The sequence below is a fragment of the Hymenobacter rubidus genome, assembly GCF_016734815.1.
Classification (GTDB): Bacteria; Bacteroidota; Bacteroidia; order Cytophagales; family Hymenobacteraceae; genus Hymenobacter; species Hymenobacter rubidus.
On sequence record NZ_JAERQF010000009.1, the window covers coordinates 136,734 to 154,673 of the forward strand.

Consider the following 17,940-nt stretch of genomic DNA (forward strand, 5'->3'; position numbering starts at 1 on the left):
CGGACGCCACTGGGCCCGCACGCAGCTTTCCGACTCGCTCTCACCAAAGAGCCGAAAAGCTTACCCAAAACGCCTCCGCAAAACGGCTCCTTGTTGCAGCAAGCAGCCGTTTCCACCGCTTAAAAAACTAAAAAACTTCCCCGGCCAGCTGCGTCACTGTTCCCACCATTTCGCAGCCAGCCGGTTCCGTTTTTTTGTTGTTGATATTTGAATTTCAGAGCAAAAACAGAACGTCATGCTGAGCGCAGCCGAAGCATCTCGCGTGCTACCACTAATCCTTTCGATTGAATTACTACCCCACGCGAGATGCTTCGGCTGCGCTCAGCATGACGTGCTTACAGCATGACGGCCTTACTTAACCCGTAAAAACCTAGATGTACTGGTTGATAATGGCTTCCAACCACTCCTGCTTGCCGCTTTTGGGCGTCGGCTCACCCGATTTGTGGGCAATGGTGCGCAGGTCTTCCAGTGTGAGCTGGCCAGCAGCGAAGGCCGCACCCTCGCCCGAATCGAACGAGGCGTAGCGCTCTGTGCGGAACTTCTTGTAGGGTGACTTTTCCAAGATGGCATCGGCCGTGACGAGGGCACGGGCGAAGGTGTCCATGCCGGCGATGTGGGCGATGAAAATGTCCTCCAAATCGGTCGAATTGCGGCGGGTTTTGGCGTCGAAGTTGATGCCGCCCTGGGTGATGCCGCCTGCTTCGAGGATGATGAGCATGCTCTCGGTCAACTCGTTCAGGTTGTTAGGGAACTGGTCGGTGTCCCAGCCGTTCTGGTAGTCGCCACGGTTGGCGTCCATGCTGCCGAGCATGCCGGCGTCGGCGGCTACCTGCAGCTCGTGCTGGAAGGTGTGGCCGGCCAGCGTGGCGTGGTTCACTTCGAGGTTCAGCTGGAAATCGTTTTCCAGGCCGTGCTCTTTCAGGAAGCCGATTACCGTGGCGGCGTCGAAGTCGTACTGGTGCTTGGTGGGCTCGGCCGGCTTGGGCTCGATGAAGAACTTGCCGGTGAAGCCCTGCTGGCGGGCGTAGTCGCGGGCCATGGTGAGGAAGCGGGCCATGTGGGCCTGCTCGCGCTTCATGTCGGTGTTCAGCAGGGTCATGTAGCCCTCGCGGCCGCCCCAGAACACGTAGTTTTCGCCGCCCAGCGCGATGGTCGCATCAATGGCGTTTTTCACCTGCGTAGCGGCGTGGGCCACCACCTGGAAATCGGGGTTGGTGCTGGCGCCGTTCATGTAGCGCGGGTTCGAAAACACGTTGGCCGTGCCCCAGAGCAGCTTCACGCCGCTTTCCTGCTGGTGCTGCTTCACGTAGTCGACGATGGTGGCCAGGTTGCGCTCGTACTCGGCCAGCGAGCTGCCTTCGTCCACGAGGTCGATGTCGTGGAAGCAGTAGTAGGGCGTGCCGAGCTTGGTGAAGAACTCAAACGCGGCGTCGGCTTTGTCCTTGGCCCGACCGATGATTTCGTGGTGCGCGTCCCAGGCGAAGGTTTTGGTGCCGGGGCCGAACGGGTCGCCGCCGGTGCCCACGAAGGTGTGCCAGTAGGCCGTGGCGAAGCGCAGATGCTCCTTCATGGTCTTGCCGGCCACCACGCGGGTTGAATCGTACCACTTAAAGGCCAGCGGGTTGTCCGACTCGCGCCCTTCGTACTTAATGGTATCAATGCCGGTAAAAAATGCAGTCTTCGAAAGCGTGTTGCTAGACATGAGATAGGGTGTTTGATTGGGAAACAGTTTTAGTTATTAATTATTGGTCTGAACGGTGTAGGGGCGGGGCCTGCCCCCGCCCTTCGTTGAACGGTTGGCGCTGCTATCGTTCAACGATGGGCGGGGACAGGCCCCGCCCCTACATCAACCGACAACTCTTTCGGCAAAGCTTCTTGCCAGCGGCCGTAGGCCGCCTGGTATTGGCGGCGAAGCTCCGCAGTGGGCTCCACGGTAAGAATGCGTTCGAGGCCGCCGAAGGCTTCGGCCGCGCTGGCGTAGATGCCGGCGCCGATGCCGGCACCGCGCGCCGCGCCCTGGGCCGCGTCGGTGTTGTAGAGCTCCAGCGTCAGGTCGCCGGCGTTCACGAAGGCCTCGCGGAATACCGGGCTGAGGAACATATTGGCGTTGCCGGCGCGCACAGTGCGGACCTGCACGCCCATCTGGCGCATGATGTTCATGCCGTAAATCAGGGCGAAAACAATGCCTTCCTGGGCGGCGCGCAGCAGGTGCGCCCGGCTGTGGATGTTGAAGTTCAGGCCGTGCAGCTCAGCGTCGGTGGGGCGGTTTTCGAGGATGCGCTCGGCCCCGTTGCCGAAGGGCAGGAACACGAGGCCCTCCGCTCCTACCGGGGCTTTGCCGGCCAGTCGGTTCATCTCGTCGTAGGGCATTTCGCCCACTGTTTTGCGCAGCCAGCTGTTGAGAATGCCCGTGCCGTTCAGGCACATCAGCACGCCGTTGCGGGGCCGTTCGGCCGTGTGGCTGACGTGCACGAAGGCGTTCACCCGCGAGGCCGGGTCCGACGCCGGAGCATCGGTGATGCCGTAGACGACGCCCGAGGTGCCAGCCGTGGCGGCGATTTCGCCGGGGTTCAGCACGTTGAGGGAGAAGGCGTTGTTGGGCTGGTCGCCGGCGCGGTAGCTGATACTTTTGCCGGCCGTGAGGCCCAGCTCTTGCGCGGCTTCGGCGCTCAGGTGGCCTTGCACCGAGAAGGTATCTACCACCTCGGGCAGCAGGTCGGCACTGATGCCGTAGTAGTCCAACAATTCCTGGGCAATGGCCTGGTTCTTGTAATTCCAGAACACGCCTTCCGACAGACCCGACACCGTGGTTTGCAGCTGGCCGCTCATTTTGAAGGCGATGTAGTCGCCGGGCAGCTGAATCTTGTGGATTTGGGCGTAAATCTCCGGCTCGTTTTCGCGCACCCACTTCAGCTTGGAAGCCGTGAAGTTGCCGGGTGAGTTCAGGAAGTTTTCGAGGCAATATTTCTCGCCCAAATCAGCAAATGCCTGGTTGCCCAGCTCCACGGCGCGGCTGTCGCACCAGATGATGGCGGGGCGCAACACTTGGCCGTGTTTGTCGATGAGCACCAGGCCATGCATCTGGTAGGTGATGCCGATGCCGGCCACGAGGGCGGAGTCGAAGCCGTAGGTGGCCTTCAGCTCGGCAGTCGCATTCACGCATTCCTGCCACCAGCGCTCCGGGCGCTGCTCGGCCCAGCCGGCCTGGGGCACGCTGATTTCCATTTCCTGCTTGGGAGAAATGGCGGTAGCGACGGCTTTGCCGGTGGCAATGTCGAGCAGCGAGACTTTGATGGACGAGCTACCGATGTCGTAGCCAAGGAGGTATTTCATGGGCGAAAAAGATTAGGCCAGCACGCGGGTGGGCTCAGGTCGAATTTGAACGGGCTGCATGGTGGGGGCCAGCAGGTGCATCAGCCCCCAGGCCAACAGGTACGAGAAACCGCAGAGGCTAAACAGCAGGTTATAGCCGCCCAGCAGGTTGTTGTGGCTCTTGTAGAGGTCGAGCAAGTAGCCCACCAGCAGCGGAAACAGCAGGCTGCCAATGGAGCCCGCCATGCCGCCAATGCCGATAACCGAAGGCACCGACTGCTTCGGAAACATGTCGGACGCAATGGTGAAAATGTTGGCGCTCCAGGCCTGATGGGCGGCCGCCGCGAGGCTGATGAGCGCCACCGCCGGCCAAATGCTGGTGGCGTAGCGGGCCATGATGACGGGCACCACCAGCAGCGCAAACAGCAGCATGGCCGTCTTGCGGGCCCTGGCCACCGGCCACCCGTGCTTGATGAGCGCCGACGACAAATACCCGCCCCCGATGCTGCCCACCGTGGTGGCCGTGTACACGATGACCAGCGGCAGGCTGGGCTTTTTCAAATCCAGGTTGAAGGTGGTGGCGAAGTACGACGGCAGCCAGAAGAGGAAAAACCACCAAATGGGGTCCGTCAGGAACTTGCCCACAATGAACACCCACGTCTGCCGAAAGCGCAGCAGCTCGCCCCAGGAGAAGGCTTCGCCCGGCGCCTGCTCGGGCTCGTTATCGGAATTAACGTAAGCCAGCTCGGGGGCGGAAAGGCGCTTCTGCCGGCTGGGAATTTCGTAGAAAACCAGCCAGAAAATCAGCCACACAAAGCCAATCGAGCCGGTGATGACGAAGGCTTCTTTCCAGCCGTAAGCCCCCAAAATCCAGGGCACCATCACGGGCGCCACCACGGCCCCGATGTTGGCGCCGGAGTTGAAGATGCCGGTGGCCAGGGCCCGCTCCTTCTTCGGAAACCACTCGGCCACGGCCGTGATGGCGGCCGGGAAGTTGCCGGCCTCGCCCAGCCCCAGCAGCGCCCGCACCGCCCCGAAGCCGAAGGTGCTGTTCACGGCGGCATGGGCCATGGCCGCCACGCTCCACACCACCAGCGCCACCGTGTAGCCGCGCTTGGTACCGAGCTGGCTGATGAGGCGCCCAAACAGCAGCAAGCCCAGCGCGTAGGCCGTCGAAAACACCACCACAATGTGGCTGTAGTCGGTTTCGGTCCAGGCAAAATCCTGCTCCAACACGGGCTTGAGCAGCCCGATAACCTGCCGGTCGAGGTAGTTGATGGTAGTGGCGAAGAAGAGCAGCGCTACTACCACCCAGCGGTAGCGCCCGAGGTTGGTTGGCATTTAGGATGGATTATGGAAGCTGATTGAAGGCTGTGCAGCGCGGAGCCAAGCCATAAGAAAGTCTAGAGCAGCGCATCGGCCGCAGTGGTAAACGTAGACGTGGGCAGGCCTTCCCTGTTATACAAATTGGCTTCCTCCGGATTGTCGGCCCAGGCGTAGCGTACCACGGCGGGGTTGGGCACCTGGTCGCTCCAGACCACCACTTTGCTGCCTTCAATCCGGGCCTGGGCCCACACAAACTTCTTGTCCGCCCCGGCAATGGCAAAGCCCTTCAACGGCCCGCCGCCTTTGGCCACCAGGCCGCTGCCGATGCTGGCAAAGCTCAGGGTGGCTTTGTTGCCGGTGGTTTGCATGGATTGGTAGAGCGGGCCCGAAGCCACCAGCTTGCTTTCGCCGTAGGCCATTTTCTCGGCAGCCAGGGCCAGGCGGTGGCCGGGCGTCTGCTTGTCGAGCGGGTGAATGTCGTTCCACTCGCCCACGTCCAGCAGCACGGCCATGCCGGTGTGCGGCAGCGCCAGCCCGCGCCGCTGGATGTCGCGCACCTGGGCCCAGCCGCTTTCTGAGGGCTCCTTGCGTACCGCCATAAAGTTTGGCAGTTGCGCGTAGATGAAGGGAAGGTCGGGCCGCTGGAACTGCCTGCGCCAGTCGGCAATCATGCCAGTGAACAGGGCCTGATAGTCAGCCGTCCGCCCCGCGTTCGACTCGCCCTGGTACCACAGCACGCCCTTGATGGCATAAGGCAGCACCGGCGCAATCATGCCATTGAACAAGCCGCCGGGCTGGTACTGGAACGTGGTGCTGCCCGGCGTGGGCGGCAGGCTGGCACCCAGCCGGTACTGCCAGGGCCCGCGCAAATCTAGCGTCTGGCCGCCAGCCGTGAGCTCATACTTTTTGTCTTTCGTGAAGCCGCCGCGCCCGCCGTTGCTGATGAGGCGCACCGTGATAACGTTCCGGCCCGGCTTCAGTACATCGGACCCAAAATCGTACTTACGGGGCGGGTATTGGTAGCCCGTAGTGCCCACGAGCCGGCCGTTGATATAGGTCGAGTCGGCATCAACCAGCGTGCCCAACTCCAGGCGGGCGGGCTTGTTCGTCATGCTGGCCGGCACCTCTACTTCCTTGCGAAACCACACCACGCCATTCACTTGGCCCAGCTCGGCATCGGCCCAGTAGCCGGGCACTTGCATGGTTTTCCAGCCGGTGGCGGCGTAGGTGGGCGCGTACCAAGGGGTTTGTCCGGCCGCTTCGCCTTGGTCCTGCTGGTGCAGCTGGCGATACCAGCTGCCGATGGCGGCCTGTTCTTTCTGCCTGATGCCGGCCACAGCGGCACTGTCGCGGTAGGGCGCCTGTTGCTGCTCGTATTTTGGAAACTGCTTCAGGGCGTCGGCGCTCAGCCAGGCTTCGGCCGGCGAGCCGCCCACGGCGTCTTTGATGATGCCCACCGGCACCTGGTATCTGGCGTTGAGTTCCTTGGCGAAGAAGTAGGCCACGGCCGAAAACTTCAGCACGGTTTGCGGGTCGGCGGCTACCCAGCTGCCGCCCAGCACATCCGCTTTGGGGCCAGTGAAGGCGTAGCTCATGGGCACCTCGTATTGCCGGATGCGCGGGTTGGCGGCCTGGGCGATGACGTCGGGATACTTGTCGCGCAGGCGGCTCATGGGCGTTTCCATGTTCGACTGGCCCGAGCACAGCCACACGTCGCCCACCAGAATATTCTTCACCGCCACTTGGTTGCTGGCCTTGATGCTCATCTCAAAAGGGCCGCCCGCTTTCAGGTGCGGCAGCTTCACGGCCCACTGGCCGTCGGGGCCGGTGGTGGCCGGGTAGGTTTTGCCCAGGAAGCTCACCGCCACGGCTTCGCCGGGCTTGGCCCAGCCCCACACGCGCACATCAGCATCGCGCTGTAGCACCAGGCCGTCGCTCACCAGGTGCGGCAGGCGCACCTGCGCCACGGCAGCCCGGTGCCCCAAGCCGGCGCACAGCAGCACCAACACACCAAACACACTGTATTTCATGCCATTACCAAGCTTATCATCCAAATAGAGTAGCCTCTCATAAATAAGCCCCGGCTTCAGAACGAAACCGGGGCTTATTTTTCACATCAATCAGGCGCTTACAAGTAGCCGTCGTTCTGCTTGACCTGGCCGTTGGTACGGTCAATTTCCGTTTGCGGGATGGGCCGCAACGCGTGGAAGGGCTTGATGTTGGCGGCGGCGTTGGAGCCGTAGCCGTCCGAGCCCACCACCGCAGGCCGCGAGGTGATGAGGGCCGGCACAAAGGCCTGCACCCGCTCCACCAGCTTGCCCGTGCGAATCAGGTCGAAGTAGCGCATCTGCTCGCCGGCCAGTTCGCGGCTGCGCTCGTCGAGGATGAAATCGATGCCCTTCGGGTTGGTCAGCGTGCTGGCACCGGTCAGGGTGGTTGCGTCAATGTCCATCTGGGTTTTGCGGCCCGCGGCCCCGGCGCGTTCGCGCACGGCGTTGATGTAGGTAACGGCCAACGGGATGTTGCTGTTGGCCATGAGCATGTTGGCCTCGGCCGCAATCAGGTAGGTTTCGGCAAAGCGGTACACAATCAGGGGCCGGTCGGAGGGGTTGTTGAGGGCCGTGCGGGTGGGGTCGTCGTACTTGTTCATCACGGGCGAGAACTGGGGCGAGTACTTGCTGGGCGGGCCCACCACAAACGGCCCGCCGGGCCGCGTCGCGATGCGGGCCAGCTCGGCGGCGGTCAGCTCGCGGCCGGGGTACCAGGCGGCGGTGTCGCCCACGGTGGCGCGCGGGTTGACGGAAGCCCCGCCGTTGGCACCTGGCGAGTTCACGCGCCACATCGTGGTAAACCACTTGTTGTAGCGCGTGTCGAGGGTGCGCAGGGTTTTGCCGCTTTCGCCCGCCGTGATGTACGAATCCAGCAAGTGGGGCGTGGGGCAGAAGCGGCCGTAGGGGCGGCCGTTGGCAATGTCGCGCGTCATGTTGGGCAGCAGGTCGTAGCGGCTGCGGAAGAAGAAGTTGGTTTGGTTGGCGCCGGTGGGGTCGAAGGCGTTCTGGCCCGAGAAGGTGGGGTCCTGGTTGAACTGCACGTTCATCAGCACTTCCTTGCCGTTTTCGTTGCCTTCGGCAAACACCGTGGCCGCGTCGGCTTCCAAATCCACGCCGTAGCGGCCCTTATTGGTAATCAGCTCGCCGGCAAACTGAGCGGCTTTGGCGTAGTCGTCGGCCTGCCGGGCCTTGGAGGTGGCGCGGGTGAGGTACACCTTGGCCAGCAAGTGCAGGGCCGTGGCGCGCGACACCCGGCCGGGCTGCGACGGCTTGTCGGCAATGGACGTGGTAGTGGAAACACCCTGTGCGTTGGGGTTGCCCAGCGCGTCGTTCAGGTCGGCAATGATGGCGGCGTACACGTCGGCCGCGGGGGCGCGCACCACGTCCTTGGTGGGCGCATCCACGAACTTGAGCGACAGCGGCACGTCGCCCCAGTACTGCACCAGCATGAAGTAGTAGTTGGCGCGCAGCAGCTTGGCTTCGGCCACCGTTTGGGCGAGCACGGCCGGCGAGAGCCCCTGCACCGTGGCCGCGTACTGAATCACGCCGTTGGCGTCGTTGATGTAGCGGTAGAGGATGGCCCACTGGTTGTTCACGGCCGAGCTCTGCGAGTTAATCATGCTCGGGTTGTAGTCCTCGTAGCCCTGGGTGGCGGCAAAGCCGCGCATCCACTCGTCGGTGCCCTGCACGGCCAGGTACTCGGCTTCCTCGTTGCCGTACACGTTGCGCAGGCCCGAATACACGCCCGTCAGGCCGGCTTGCACGCCCTCCGGTGTGCCCAGGAACGAAGGCACCAGGATGGAGCGGGGCTGCTCGATGAGCGTGTCTTTGCTGCAGGCGGTGGCGGCCAGCAGCACGGCCAAGGTCGAAACCTTGATTAAGGTCTTTTTCATATAGTAAAGCGTAGTGCTACGCGGGAGAGTTGAGGGGGATTAAAAGCCTAGATTGACGCCCACGATGAAGGCCCGGGTAGCGGGGTAGTTCACACCCCGGCCGGCGGTGGTGGTGTTCACGGCGCTGTTCAGGTCGCCCTCGGCGAAGGCGATGCCGCTGGGGCTGCCGCTGCCGCCAAAGCGCGTGGAGTACGACAGGGCGTCGGGGTCGATGGCCGAATTCTTCTTGTAGAAGGCATTCGGCGACCAGATGAGCGGGTTCTGCACCTGCAGGTAGATGCGGGCGCTGCCCATCAGGGCCTTCTTGGCCCAGGCCGCCGGAATGGTGTAGCCCAGGTCGATGCTGCGCACCTTGATGAAGGTGCCGTCGACGTAGGCCAGCGTCTGGCTGTAGGGCGGGAAGTCGCCGTTGCCCTGGCGGGGCTGCGGGAAGGCGTTGGTGGGGTTGGTGGGCGTCCAGTAGTCGAGGTTGACCTGGTTGCGGCGGCCTTCGAAGGTGGTGAAGTAGGAGTTGCCGAACAGCAGCGGGTCCACGATGGTGGCGCCCACGCGGGTGAGGCCCACGGCGGTCAGGTCGAAGCCCTTGAAGCGGAAGCGCTGGGTCATGCCGGCCTCAAATTTGGGCTGGCGCGAGCCGATAACCTGACGGTCGGCGGGGTCCACCAGGCCGTTGCCGTTCACGTCTTCCAGCTTAATCTGGCCCACTTTGCTGCCGGCCTTTTTGGCGGCGTCTTCCTCGCCCAGCTGCCAGATGCCCGCTTTTTTGTAGTCGTAAATCACGTACAGCGGCTGGCCGATGAAGCGCTGGTTGCCGATGTCGCTTTTGGGGTTGCCGTTCTCGTCGTTGCCCAGGCCCAGGTCGAGCACCTTCTCGCGGTTCACGGTGAAGTTCCAGTCGGTGCTCCACTCAAACCCGTTGGGGTTGTCGCCGCGCACGTTCACGGTAGTCAGGCTGATTTCCAAGCCGCGGTTCTGGGTCTGGCCGATGTTGCGGGTGAAGGAGCCGTAGCCGGTGGAGGTGGGCAGCGCGTCGGGCAGCAGCAGGTCGCTGGTGCGCTGCTGATACACTTCCACCGAACCCGTGAGGCGGTTGTTGAAGAAGCCGAAATCGAGGCCCAGGTTGGTGGTGGTGGTGTATTCCCAGCCCAGGTTGGGGTTGGGGATGCTGGCCGGGACCACGCCCACGTAGCCGGTCGAGCCGAAGTTGTAGTAGCCGTTGCCCAGGGCCGACTGCAGCGAGCCCAGGGTTTGGTACGGGGCCACGGCCGAGCTGCCGGTGCGGCCCAGGCTGGCGCGCAGCTTCAGGGTGCTCAGCCAGTCCTGCCCGCGCAGGAAGGACTCGTTGGCCACGTTCCAGGCCACGGCTGCCGACGGGAACGCCCGGTACTTGTGGCCCGGCGCCAGGCGCGACGAGCCGTCGACGCGGGTGGTGAGGGTGAGCGAGTAGCGGTTGTCGTAGGCGTAGTTGAGGCGGCCCATGTACGAGATGTAGTCGAACTGGCTTTGGTAGCTGTAAGGCGCGGTGGGCGTGCCGGCGCCCAGGTTGTTGTCGTACTGGTAGTTGGTGGGCAGGTTTTGCGAGCCGGCGCCGAAGCCGTCGGTGCGGTAGTTCTGCCAGGAGTAGAGGCCCGTGAAGTTCAGGTCGTGCTTGCCGAAGCTGCGGTTGTAGGTCAGAATGTTTTCAGCGAGCAGGTTGAAGGCCAGGCTTTGCGAGCGCGAAGCCGCGTTCTGGCCGCCGCCGCGGGCCGTCGTTTGCGAGGCATAAAACGAGTCGTTGTTTTCCGAGCGCCCGTCCAGGCCCACGTTCAGGCGGTAGTCCAGCCCTTTCAGAATGTTCACCTGCCCGTAGAGGCTGTTGAAGGTGCGGATGCGGCGCCGCTGGTCCAGGTGCGCATCCGGCACGTAAAGCGTCAACGGGTTGCCCAGGGCGGTGTCCGTGTTCGGGAAAAGCACCGGAATGCCGTTGGCATCGTAGGCCGAGGCCAGCGGGCTGCCGGTCAACATGCCGTTGATGATGTTAATGGTGGGGTCGTTCTGGTTGGTGTAGCTGTTGAGCGTGTTCAGGCCGACTTTCACCCGGCCGCCGATTTTCTGGTCCAGCGTGGCGCGTAGCGAGTAGCGCTGCAGGCGCTGCACCGGCACGATGCCGGTTTCGTCGTAGTAGCCCAACGACGCCGAGTACTGCGTTTGCTCGGTGCCGCCGCTCACGCCCAGGGCGTGGTTCTGGATGTGGCCCGTCTGAAACAGCAGGCTTTGGTAGTCGGTGGTTTTGCCGGCTTTGTAGTTGGCCAGCTCGTCAGCCGTCAGGAAGCCGGGCGTATTGAGCGGGTCGGAGTTGGGGGCATTGGCCTTGAAGGCCTGGTAGCGGAAGTCGTAGTACTGTTGCCCGTTTTGCAGGTCAAACAGCCCGTACGCTTTTTTCTGGCCGTAGTAGCCGCTGTAGGTGGCTTTGGGGGCGCCCACCTTGCCGCGCTTGGTCACAATCAGAATCACGCCGTTGGCACCCCGAGCCCCGTAAATGGCCGTGGCCGACGCATCCTTCAGCACTTCCACCGATTGCAGGTCGTCCGGGTTCAGGTCGTTGAGGTTGCCGTCGTAGGGCACGCCGTCCACCACCAGCAGCGGGTCGTTGGAGCCGGCAAACGAGCGGTTGCCCCGGATGCGAATCACCGGGTTTTGGCCCGGCGAAGAGCTGGCGCTCGAAATGTTGACGCCGGCCGCGCGGCCTTGCAGGGCCTGGCCCACGTTCGACACCGGCACGTCGCGCAGCTGCTCCTCGCTCACCGACGAGATGGCGCCCGTTACCTGGCTCTTTTTCTGCACGCCGTAGCCCACCACCTGCACCTCGTTCAGGGCCTGCGTTTCGGTGGTCAGCCGGGCATTCACGCTGCCCGAAGCGCCCACCGGCACCTCCTTCTTCTCGTAGCCAATCGAGCTGATAACCAACGTGCTGCTGCCTTCGGGCACCGCCAGCGAATACTCGCCCGCTGCGTTGGTGGTGGCCCCCAGGGTAGTGCCTTTCACGATGACCGTGACGCCCGGCAGCGGCTCCCCATTGTCGGACGTGATGGTGCCCGACACCGTGCGGCCAGCCTGGGCCCAGGCCGCACCCGGCAGCAGGGCGCCAACAAGCAGCGCCGCCCCCATGAGTGGCGCCCAGCGGCTTTCCCGCCGCGGCGCAATGACAGATAAATGTTCTTGCATGGAAATGAGTGGGTTTTGTGTGGTGGGTAAGTAAAGTGACTCAGGTTGCGAGAGCGAAGGGGGCCTAAAAGCCGATGGAGTTGCCGCCGTCTACCGGCAGCGACGCCCCGGTGATGTAGCGGGCGGCCTCGGAGGCCAGAAAAACGGCCGCGTGGCCAATGTCCTCGGGCTTGCCGAAGCTGCCCATGGGCGTGCGGCGCATGGCGCGGTCGCGGCGGTCGGGGTCGGAGTTCATGGCGGTGCGGCTCATTTCGGTTTCAATGAAGCCGGGCGCAATGGCGTTCACCCGCACGTTGTGGCAGGAGAATTCCGAGGCCAGCACCTTCACCATGCCTTCCACCGCCGACTTCGAGGCCGCGTAGGCCACCACGCGGTCGATGCCGTAGTAAGCGGCCATCGACGAAATCATCAGGATGACGCCCTTTTTGCGGGCCACCATGCGGGCCGCGCAAGCCCGCGTGAGGGCAAATACCGAGTGCAGGTTGGTGTGCAGCACGCGGCTGAATTCCTCATCCGTTACTTCCAGGGCGGGTTTTTTGAGGTTGATGCCGGCGTTGTTCACCAGAATATCGAGCGGGCCGTAGGTGGCCTCCACCTGCGCCACCAGTCCGTCAATTGAGCCGAGGTCGGTGATGTCGTTTACCACGTACTGCACCGACTCGCCAAGGTCGTCCACGGCCTCGCGCAGCACCGCTTCGCGCCGCCCAGTGATGACCACCGTGGCGCCGGCCTCGGCCATGCAGCGAGCTATTTCCAGCCCGATGCCGGTGCCGCCGCCGGTCACCAGCGCCAGCTTGCCATCGAGCGAAAACACGTTGGCGGGGCGCTGCTCGGCGGCTGGCGTAGTGTGGGGCGAAGAGTCGGCGAGGCCGTTGGTGGCCAGCCCAGGGGTGTGCGACAGTTTATGCATGGCAAATTGGATTGCGGGGACGGGGGATAATTATTTGAGCTGGTAGAGGTCGACCAGGGTTTTGACCTCGGCCAGGGTGCGCGTGGGCGGCGCAAAGGGGGCCGGAATGGGCTGCTTGGCGTAAGTCTGGAAGTAGAGCACGCAGGCATCGCGCCACCACAGGGCTTCGCGCCGCTGAATGGCGAGCCGGGCGGCCACGTCGGCGTGCAGGGCGGCATCCACGGTGGGCCGCACGCTGGCCCAGCGCTGCTGCATCCACGTCACCGAGTCGGCGCCGGTGTAGTAGCGCGTCACCAGTTCGTTCCAGAGCGTGCGGCCGGAACTCAGTGGCTGCCGCCAGCCCACGTGGTGGAACCAGAGCAGGTAGTTGAGCGGGCAGGTGTTGGCGTTGCCCCACTGCTTCTGCACGCCGGGCGAATACAGCGCCAGTGCGTTGGAGCCAGTGGCGGTGCGGTTGAAGCCCAGGCCCACGGAGTCGGCCTTGTGGTAGTACACGGCCGTCCAGTCGGGGCGGCCGGCCTGGGCCAGCCAGGGCTCGGGGCCGTAGTGAATGTTCTGGCCCATGATGTGGTGCAGGCCCAGCGGCGTGGTGTAGCGCACGTAGATGTCGCGCGACTTCTCCATCATGTTCACGATGGTAGCCACGGCCTGGGGCTCGTGGGTCAGGGTCATTTGGGTCCATTCGGTGGCAATAGCGGCCGACGTCAGGGTATAATCCCAGGCCAGCCGGCCGAAGGCGTACCAGTTGGCCTGGCCCATGGGGTGGCCGGTCCAGTTACGGTCGGCCCCGATGTTGGCCACGCCCGCAATGCCGCTGAGGCGGTGCTGGTCGAGGCTGCCGTCCACCACCTTCGCCACTGTCGAGCCGGGCCCCTTGGTCTGGGTATCGGCATCGAGGCATTCCTTAAAAAGCGGCGCCAGGTACACCAAGTGCGTAGCCATGCCCAGGTATTCCTGCGTCAGCTGCACTTCCAGCACCAGCGGCGTGCGCGGCATGGCCCCAAACAGGGGGTGAAAGGGTTCGCGGGCCTGAAAATCAATTGGTCCGTTCTTCACCTGCACCAGCACGTTGGGCGAAAACTGCCCATCGAGCGGCTTAAATTCCTCGTAGGCTTCCTTAAACCGGTCGCCGTTCGAATTGGCTTTGTACACAAAAGCGCGCCACATCACAACGCCGTCGTGCGGGCCCAGCGCGGCAGCCAGCATGTTGGCGCCGTCGGCGTGGCTGCGGCCGTAGTCCTGCGGGCCGGGCTCGCCTTCGGAGTTAGCCTTCACCAGGAAGCCGCCGAAATCGGGGATTTCCTTGTATATCTCCTCCGCCTTCGCGGCCCACCATTGCTTCACCTGCGCATCGAGTGGGTCCGACGTTTTCAGGCCGCCAATGACCTTGGGCGCCGCCCAGAACACCGACAGGTATAGCCGGATGCCGTAGGGCCGAAACACGCCCGCCAGTGCCTTCACTTTCTGCACATACTCCAGCGTGAGGTAGCGCGCGCTGGCATTCACGTTGTTGATGACCACACCATTAAGACCAATCGAAGCATTGGCGCGGGCGTAATCGGTGTAGCGCGGGTCGAGGCGCTGGGGCAGCTCGTTCCACTTCCAGATGCTGGAGCCCGCGTAGCCGCGCTCCACGGTGCCATTGGGGTTGTCCCAATGGTTGAGTAGCCGGTACTGAATTCGCGGGCTGCTGCTCAGCTTCAGGCCACCCAGCGCCTGCCCGGTTTGCAGCTGCCGCAACAGCGCAAATACCCCATACAGTACGCCCGCCCCGCTCCCACCCACCACCCTCAGGGTGTTGCCCTGTGCAGAAATACGGTAGCCATCCCTGCTCCCGGAACTACCGGAAACGTTTGCAGGCGGGCCAACCGAAAGCACAATGCCGCGCCTGTTGCTCTCAGCCGCTTTGGCCACGACCGGCACCGGTTGGCCCAGCAGCCCCTGCAAGCCGCGCTGCAGTTCCGCGGCGGCTGTTTTGGCAATTTCCGTTTCGCCCTCCACCGCAATAAACTGCGCGGCCGCGCGGTACCGGGCCCGCAGCCCGGCATCGGCAATCAGGTCGTACTTCAGCCACAGCCGATAGCCATCGTCGGCCCGGCAGCGGGGCGCGGCGCCAACCAAGACCAGCAAAAGCAGCAGTGACCGGAGAAGCATGGGCGAAGGGTGGGATTTGGAAATGCAGGATATCAGGCGTGAAGCTGGGCGACGCGGCGAGTGGGCGGTGCCTCCGCCGCCAGCCCTCTTCGGATGCCGTATTCCAAGCCGCGCAGCTCGGCCAGCCCGCGTAGGCGGCCGATGGCCGAATAGCCGGGGTAAGTTTTATTCTGAAGGTCGTCGAGCATCTGGTGGCCGTGGTCGGGGCGCATGGGAATGGCCGTCACGCCCTCGCCGTTCGCGGCGCGGCGCTGCTCTTCCAGCACCAGCTCGCGCACCACGGCATACATGTCCGCATCGCCGGCCAGGTGGTCGGCTTCGTGGAAATTGCGCGGGTTTTCCTCGCGCTTCGTGGCCCGCAAATGGATGAAATGAATGCGGAAGCCAAACTGTTGCGCAATGGCCGCCAGGTCGTTATCGGCCCGCACCCCCAGGGAGCCCGTGCAAAACGTGAGGCCATTGGCCGGCACGTTGCAGGCCGCAAACAGCGCGGCAAGGTCGTCGGCGGTACTCACCACGCGGGGCAGGCCCAGCAGCGGGTAGGGAGGGTCGTCAGGGTGAATGCAGAGGTTCACGCCCAGCTCCTGAGCCACCGGCGCCACCTGCTGGATAAAGTAGTGCAGGTTGGCACGCAACGTAGCGGCATCAATGGCCGCGTATTCATCCAGCAGCTTCTGGAAACCGGCCAGGGCAAAGGCCTCTTCCGAGCCGGGCAGGCCCAGCAGCACCGTATTGGTGAGGCCGGCAATCTCATCGGCGCTCATGGCGGCAAACTGCTGGCGGGCGGCTTCGGCTACGGCCTCTTCGTAGTCGGCCGCCGCGCCCGGCCGCTGCAGAATGCACAAGTCAAACACCGCAAAGTCCTGCCACACAAAGCGCAAGGCCCGCGAGCCGTCCGGCATTTCGTAGCTCAAATTGGTACGCGACCAGTCCAGCACGGGCATGAAGTTGTAGCACACCGTGCGAATGCCGCAGGCCGCCAGATTGCGCAGCGACGCCTGATAATTGGCTATGTATTGCTCGCGCGCGGGCAGGCCTTTTTTGATGGTCTCGTGCACGGGCAGGCTTTCCACCACGGCCCAATGCAGGGGAGCGTGCGTGGCGTTGGCCGCCTCAACCACCTGCTGGCGGGCCCGAATTTCGCTCACGGGCCACACCTCGCCCACGGCCAGCTGGTGCAGAGCCGTCACCACGCCTGCGCACCCGGCCTGCCGGATGTCGAAGAGGGAAACGGGGTCCTGAGGACCAAACCAACGCATGGTATGCAACATGACGGGATTTTAACTTAAAATACAATTTGTGTTAAACCCATACGCAATTTCCGGGGTCGGCTTCGTAATTGCGGCAGATAGGTCGTTTAACGAACTTGCTATCGAATGTAGAGGGTAACCAACAAGATTGATTCTGGTGAAATCGGCCAAATTCGAAAGAATTCACAGCAAAACTATCGGCATCGTTTCCGGAAACGATGCCGATAGAAAAGTTTTTGCTTTGCGGATAGAAATTTTTTTTTGTCACTTATATTTGAGTGAGTCCTCACAGGAAACCCCTTTGAGGACTAAAACCAAGGCCATTTTATTACTTTAATACAATTTCAAATGGTAAGTTGCGTCAAGTGTAAGCTGTCCGATTCGGTGTTGAAGGCAGGGTTTGTGCGGGGCCGGCAGCGCTACCTCTGCAAATCCTGCGATTATCACTTCACGGAGGAGAAAGCCGGCCCGGCCCCGGACCGCCGCCGCACCCAAACCACCATCGGCGACGTGGCCAAGGCGGTGGGGGTGGCTTCGTCCACGGTGTCGCGGGCGCTGAACGGGCACACCGACATCAGCCCCGTCACGCGCCAAGCCATTCTCGAGGCCGCCCGCCTGCTCGACTACCAACCCAACCTGTTGGCCCAGAGCCTTAAAAGCCGCGAAACGCACACGTTGGGCGTACTGATTCCGGACCTGGAGCGGCCGTTTTTCGCCACGGCCGTGAGCGGCATTCAGGCCGTGGCTACCGAGGCCGGCTACCGGGTCATGATTTGCCAATCGAAGGAATCGTACCGCACTGAGGTGAGCAACGTGCAGGCCCTGGTGGCCAGCCAGGTAGACGGCCTGCTGATATGCCACTCGCGCGAAACCGAGAATTTCGACCACGTCAAGCCCTCGGCCTGCCGGGGCATTCCGGTGGTGCATTTCGACCGGGTGAGCAACGAGGTAGACAGCGCCAAAGTGATTCTGGACGACTGGAACGGGGCCTACAACGTCACAGAACACCTTATTCAGCAGGGCGCCCGGCGCATTGCCATCCTGGCCGGGCCCGAGTCGCTGCTTATCAGCCGCAACCGACTGGCCGGCTACCAGCACGCCCTGAAGCGCTACCACCTGCCGCTGCGCCCGGAGTACGAGGCCCACATCGAGTTTCGGACCGCAGAAGCCGAAGCGGCACTCGACGCCTGGCTGGCGCTGCCCGAACCGCCCGATGCCATCTTCGCCATCAACTACACCAACGCTTTTGACCTGCTGGTGGCCCTCAAAAAAAGAGGCCTGCGCGTGCCCCGCGACATGGCCGTGGTGGGCTACGGCGACGAGTTCATGGCCTCCATGATTGAGCCCGCCCTCACCACCGTCAACCTCCACCCCTACCGCATTGGGCAACAGGCGGCGCGTCTGTTTCTGGAGCAGGTGCAGCAGAAAGAACATTTTCAGCCCCGCACGTTCGTGATTGCCGGCGACTTAATCATCCGGCAGTCCTCGCTGAAAGGCGAAGGCGACTTGTTTCGGCTAAGTATTTGAAAGCAGGTGGCAGCTAGACGCAACCGGAGTATCAGGTTTGAGGGAGGCCCTCGGGCGCGACATTCGCTTATGTGAATGTCGCGCCCGAGGGCCTCCCGATTTAAACCGGGTTTCAAACCAATCAGCAGTTGGGTGGGAATAGTTGAGTGGGAATAACGCGCCGAATCGTAGATTTAGAGCAGTTTCGGGGTCGCTGTATAGTAGCGCGAACTGTGTAGTTCGCGTCGCCACGCCGTTTGACCTTCTTAAGCGGCGCGGGGTACGCGAACTACACAGTTCGCGCTACTATTGCTGCTGCTTCGGACTGTACACTG

10 protein-coding genes are annotated in these 17,940 nt (G+C 63.1%); 1 reads left to right on the plus strand and 9 read right to left on the minus strand.

Annotation, left to right across the window (positions count from 1 at the left end; genetic code table 11):
• Positions 1-370: 370 nt before the first annotated feature.
• The 9 genes from xylA to uxuA form a co-directional block, all read right to left on the minus strand.
• Entirely contained in the window at positions 371-1,702 is a 1,332-nt protein-coding gene (gene xylA / locus JKL48_RS09090) for a xylose isomerase (protein WP_201981608.1), read from the minus strand.
• Positions 1,703-1,812: 110 nt separating this feature from the next.
• Positions 1,813-3,333 carry a xylulokinase gene (locus JKL48_RS09095; RefSeq protein WP_201981611.1) on the minus strand — a complete coding sequence of 507 codons (1,521 nt, stop codon included), beginning with the start codon at positions 3,331-3,333 and terminating at the stop codon, positions 1,813-1,815.
• A 12-nt stretch (positions 3,334-3,345) separates the two neighbouring features.
• The gene (locus tag JKL48_RS09100) at positions 3,346-4,653 is read right to left on the minus strand and encodes an MFS transporter (protein WP_201981612.1); all 1,308 of its coding nucleotides are present in this window, start codon (positions 4,651-4,653) and stop codon (positions 3,346-3,348) included.
• Between the two features lie 62 nt (positions 4,654-4,715).
• Positions 4,716-6,668, minus strand: coding sequence for a sialate O-acetylesterase (locus JKL48_RS09105; protein WP_201981614.1), 1,953 nt, complete (start codon positions 6,666-6,668; stop codon positions 4,716-4,718).
• A gap of 98 nt (positions 6,669-6,766) precedes the next feature.
• Positions 6,767-8,581 (minus strand): RagB/SusD family nutrient uptake outer membrane protein, encoded by a 1,815-nt coding sequence (locus tag JKL48_RS09110; protein ID WP_201981616.1) that lies wholly within the window; start codon positions 8,579-8,581, stop codon positions 6,767-6,769.
• A 39-nt stretch (positions 8,582-8,620) separates the two neighbouring features.
• On the minus strand, positions 8,621-11,785 hold the full coding sequence (locus JKL48_RS09115; RefSeq protein WP_201981618.1) for a SusC/RagA family TonB-linked outer membrane protein: 3,165 nt from the start codon (positions 11,783-11,785) through the stop codon (positions 8,621-8,623).
• 64 nt (positions 11,786-11,849) lie between these two features.
• A complete protein-coding gene (locus JKL48_RS09120) occupies positions 11,850-12,695 on the minus strand; it encodes an SDR family NAD(P)-dependent oxidoreductase (protein ID WP_201981620.1) in 846 nt (281 codons plus the stop codon).
• Positions 12,696-12,725: 30 nt separating this feature from the next.
• Entirely contained in the window at positions 12,726-14,849 is a 2,124-nt protein-coding gene (locus tag JKL48_RS09125) for an alpha-glucuronidase family glycosyl hydrolase (RefSeq protein ID WP_201981623.1), read from the minus strand.
• A 32-nt stretch (positions 14,850-14,881) separates the two neighbouring features.
• On the minus strand, positions 14,882-16,120 hold the full coding sequence (gene uxuA, locus JKL48_RS09130) for a mannonate dehydratase (RefSeq protein WP_236668692.1): 1,239 nt from the start codon (positions 16,118-16,120) through the stop codon (positions 14,882-14,884).
• A gap of 327 nt (positions 16,121-16,447) precedes the next feature.
• On the opposite strand from uxuA, the gene JKL48_RS09135 reads away from it, so the two are divergent.
• A complete protein-coding gene (locus JKL48_RS09135; protein ID WP_201981625.1) occupies positions 16,448-17,626 on the plus strand; it encodes a LacI family DNA-binding transcriptional regulator in 1,179 nt (392 codons plus the stop codon).
• Positions 17,627-17,940: the final 314 nt, after the last annotated feature.

Bases quoted from the DNA above. Each gene is read 5' to 3' on its own strand.
- JKL48_RS09105 (WP_201981614.1), bottom strand. From the start codon at position 6,668: ATGAAATACAGTGTGTTTGGTGTGTTGGTGCTGCTGTGCGCCGGCTTG.
- JKL48_RS09110 (WP_201981616.1), bottom strand. From the start codon at position 8,581: ATGAAAAAGACCTTAATCAAGGTTTCGACCTTGGCCGTGCTGCTGGCC.
- JKL48_RS09100 (WP_201981612.1), bottom strand. From the start codon at position 4,653: ATGCCAACCAACCTCGGGCGCTACCGCTGGGTGGTAGTAGCGCTGCTC.
- JKL48_RS09135 (WP_201981625.1), top strand. From the start codon at position 16,448: ATGGTAAGTTGCGTCAAGTGTAAGCTGTCCGATTCGGTGTTGAAGGCA.
- JKL48_RS09120 (WP_201981620.1), bottom strand. From the start codon at position 12,695: ATGCATAAACTGTCGCACACCCCTGGGCTGGCCACCAACGGCCTCGCC.
- JKL48_RS09125 (WP_201981623.1), bottom strand. From the start codon at position 14,849: ATGCTTCTCCGGTCACTGCTGCTTTTGCTGGTCTTGGTTGGCGCCGCG.
- xylA (WP_201981608.1), bottom strand. From the start codon at position 1,702: ATGTCTAGCAACACGCTTTCGAAGACTGCATTTTTTACCGGCATTGAT.
- uxuA (WP_236668692.1), bottom strand. From the start codon at position 16,120: ATGTTGCATACCATGCGTTGGTTTGGTCCTCAGGACCCCGTTTCCCTC.
- JKL48_RS09095 (WP_201981611.1), bottom strand. From the start codon at position 3,333: ATGAAATACCTCCTTGGCTACGACATCGGTAGCTCGTCCATCAAAGTC.
- JKL48_RS09115 (WP_201981618.1), bottom strand. From the start codon at position 11,785: ATGCAAGAACATTTATCTGTCATTGCGCCGCGGCGGGAAAGCCGCTGG.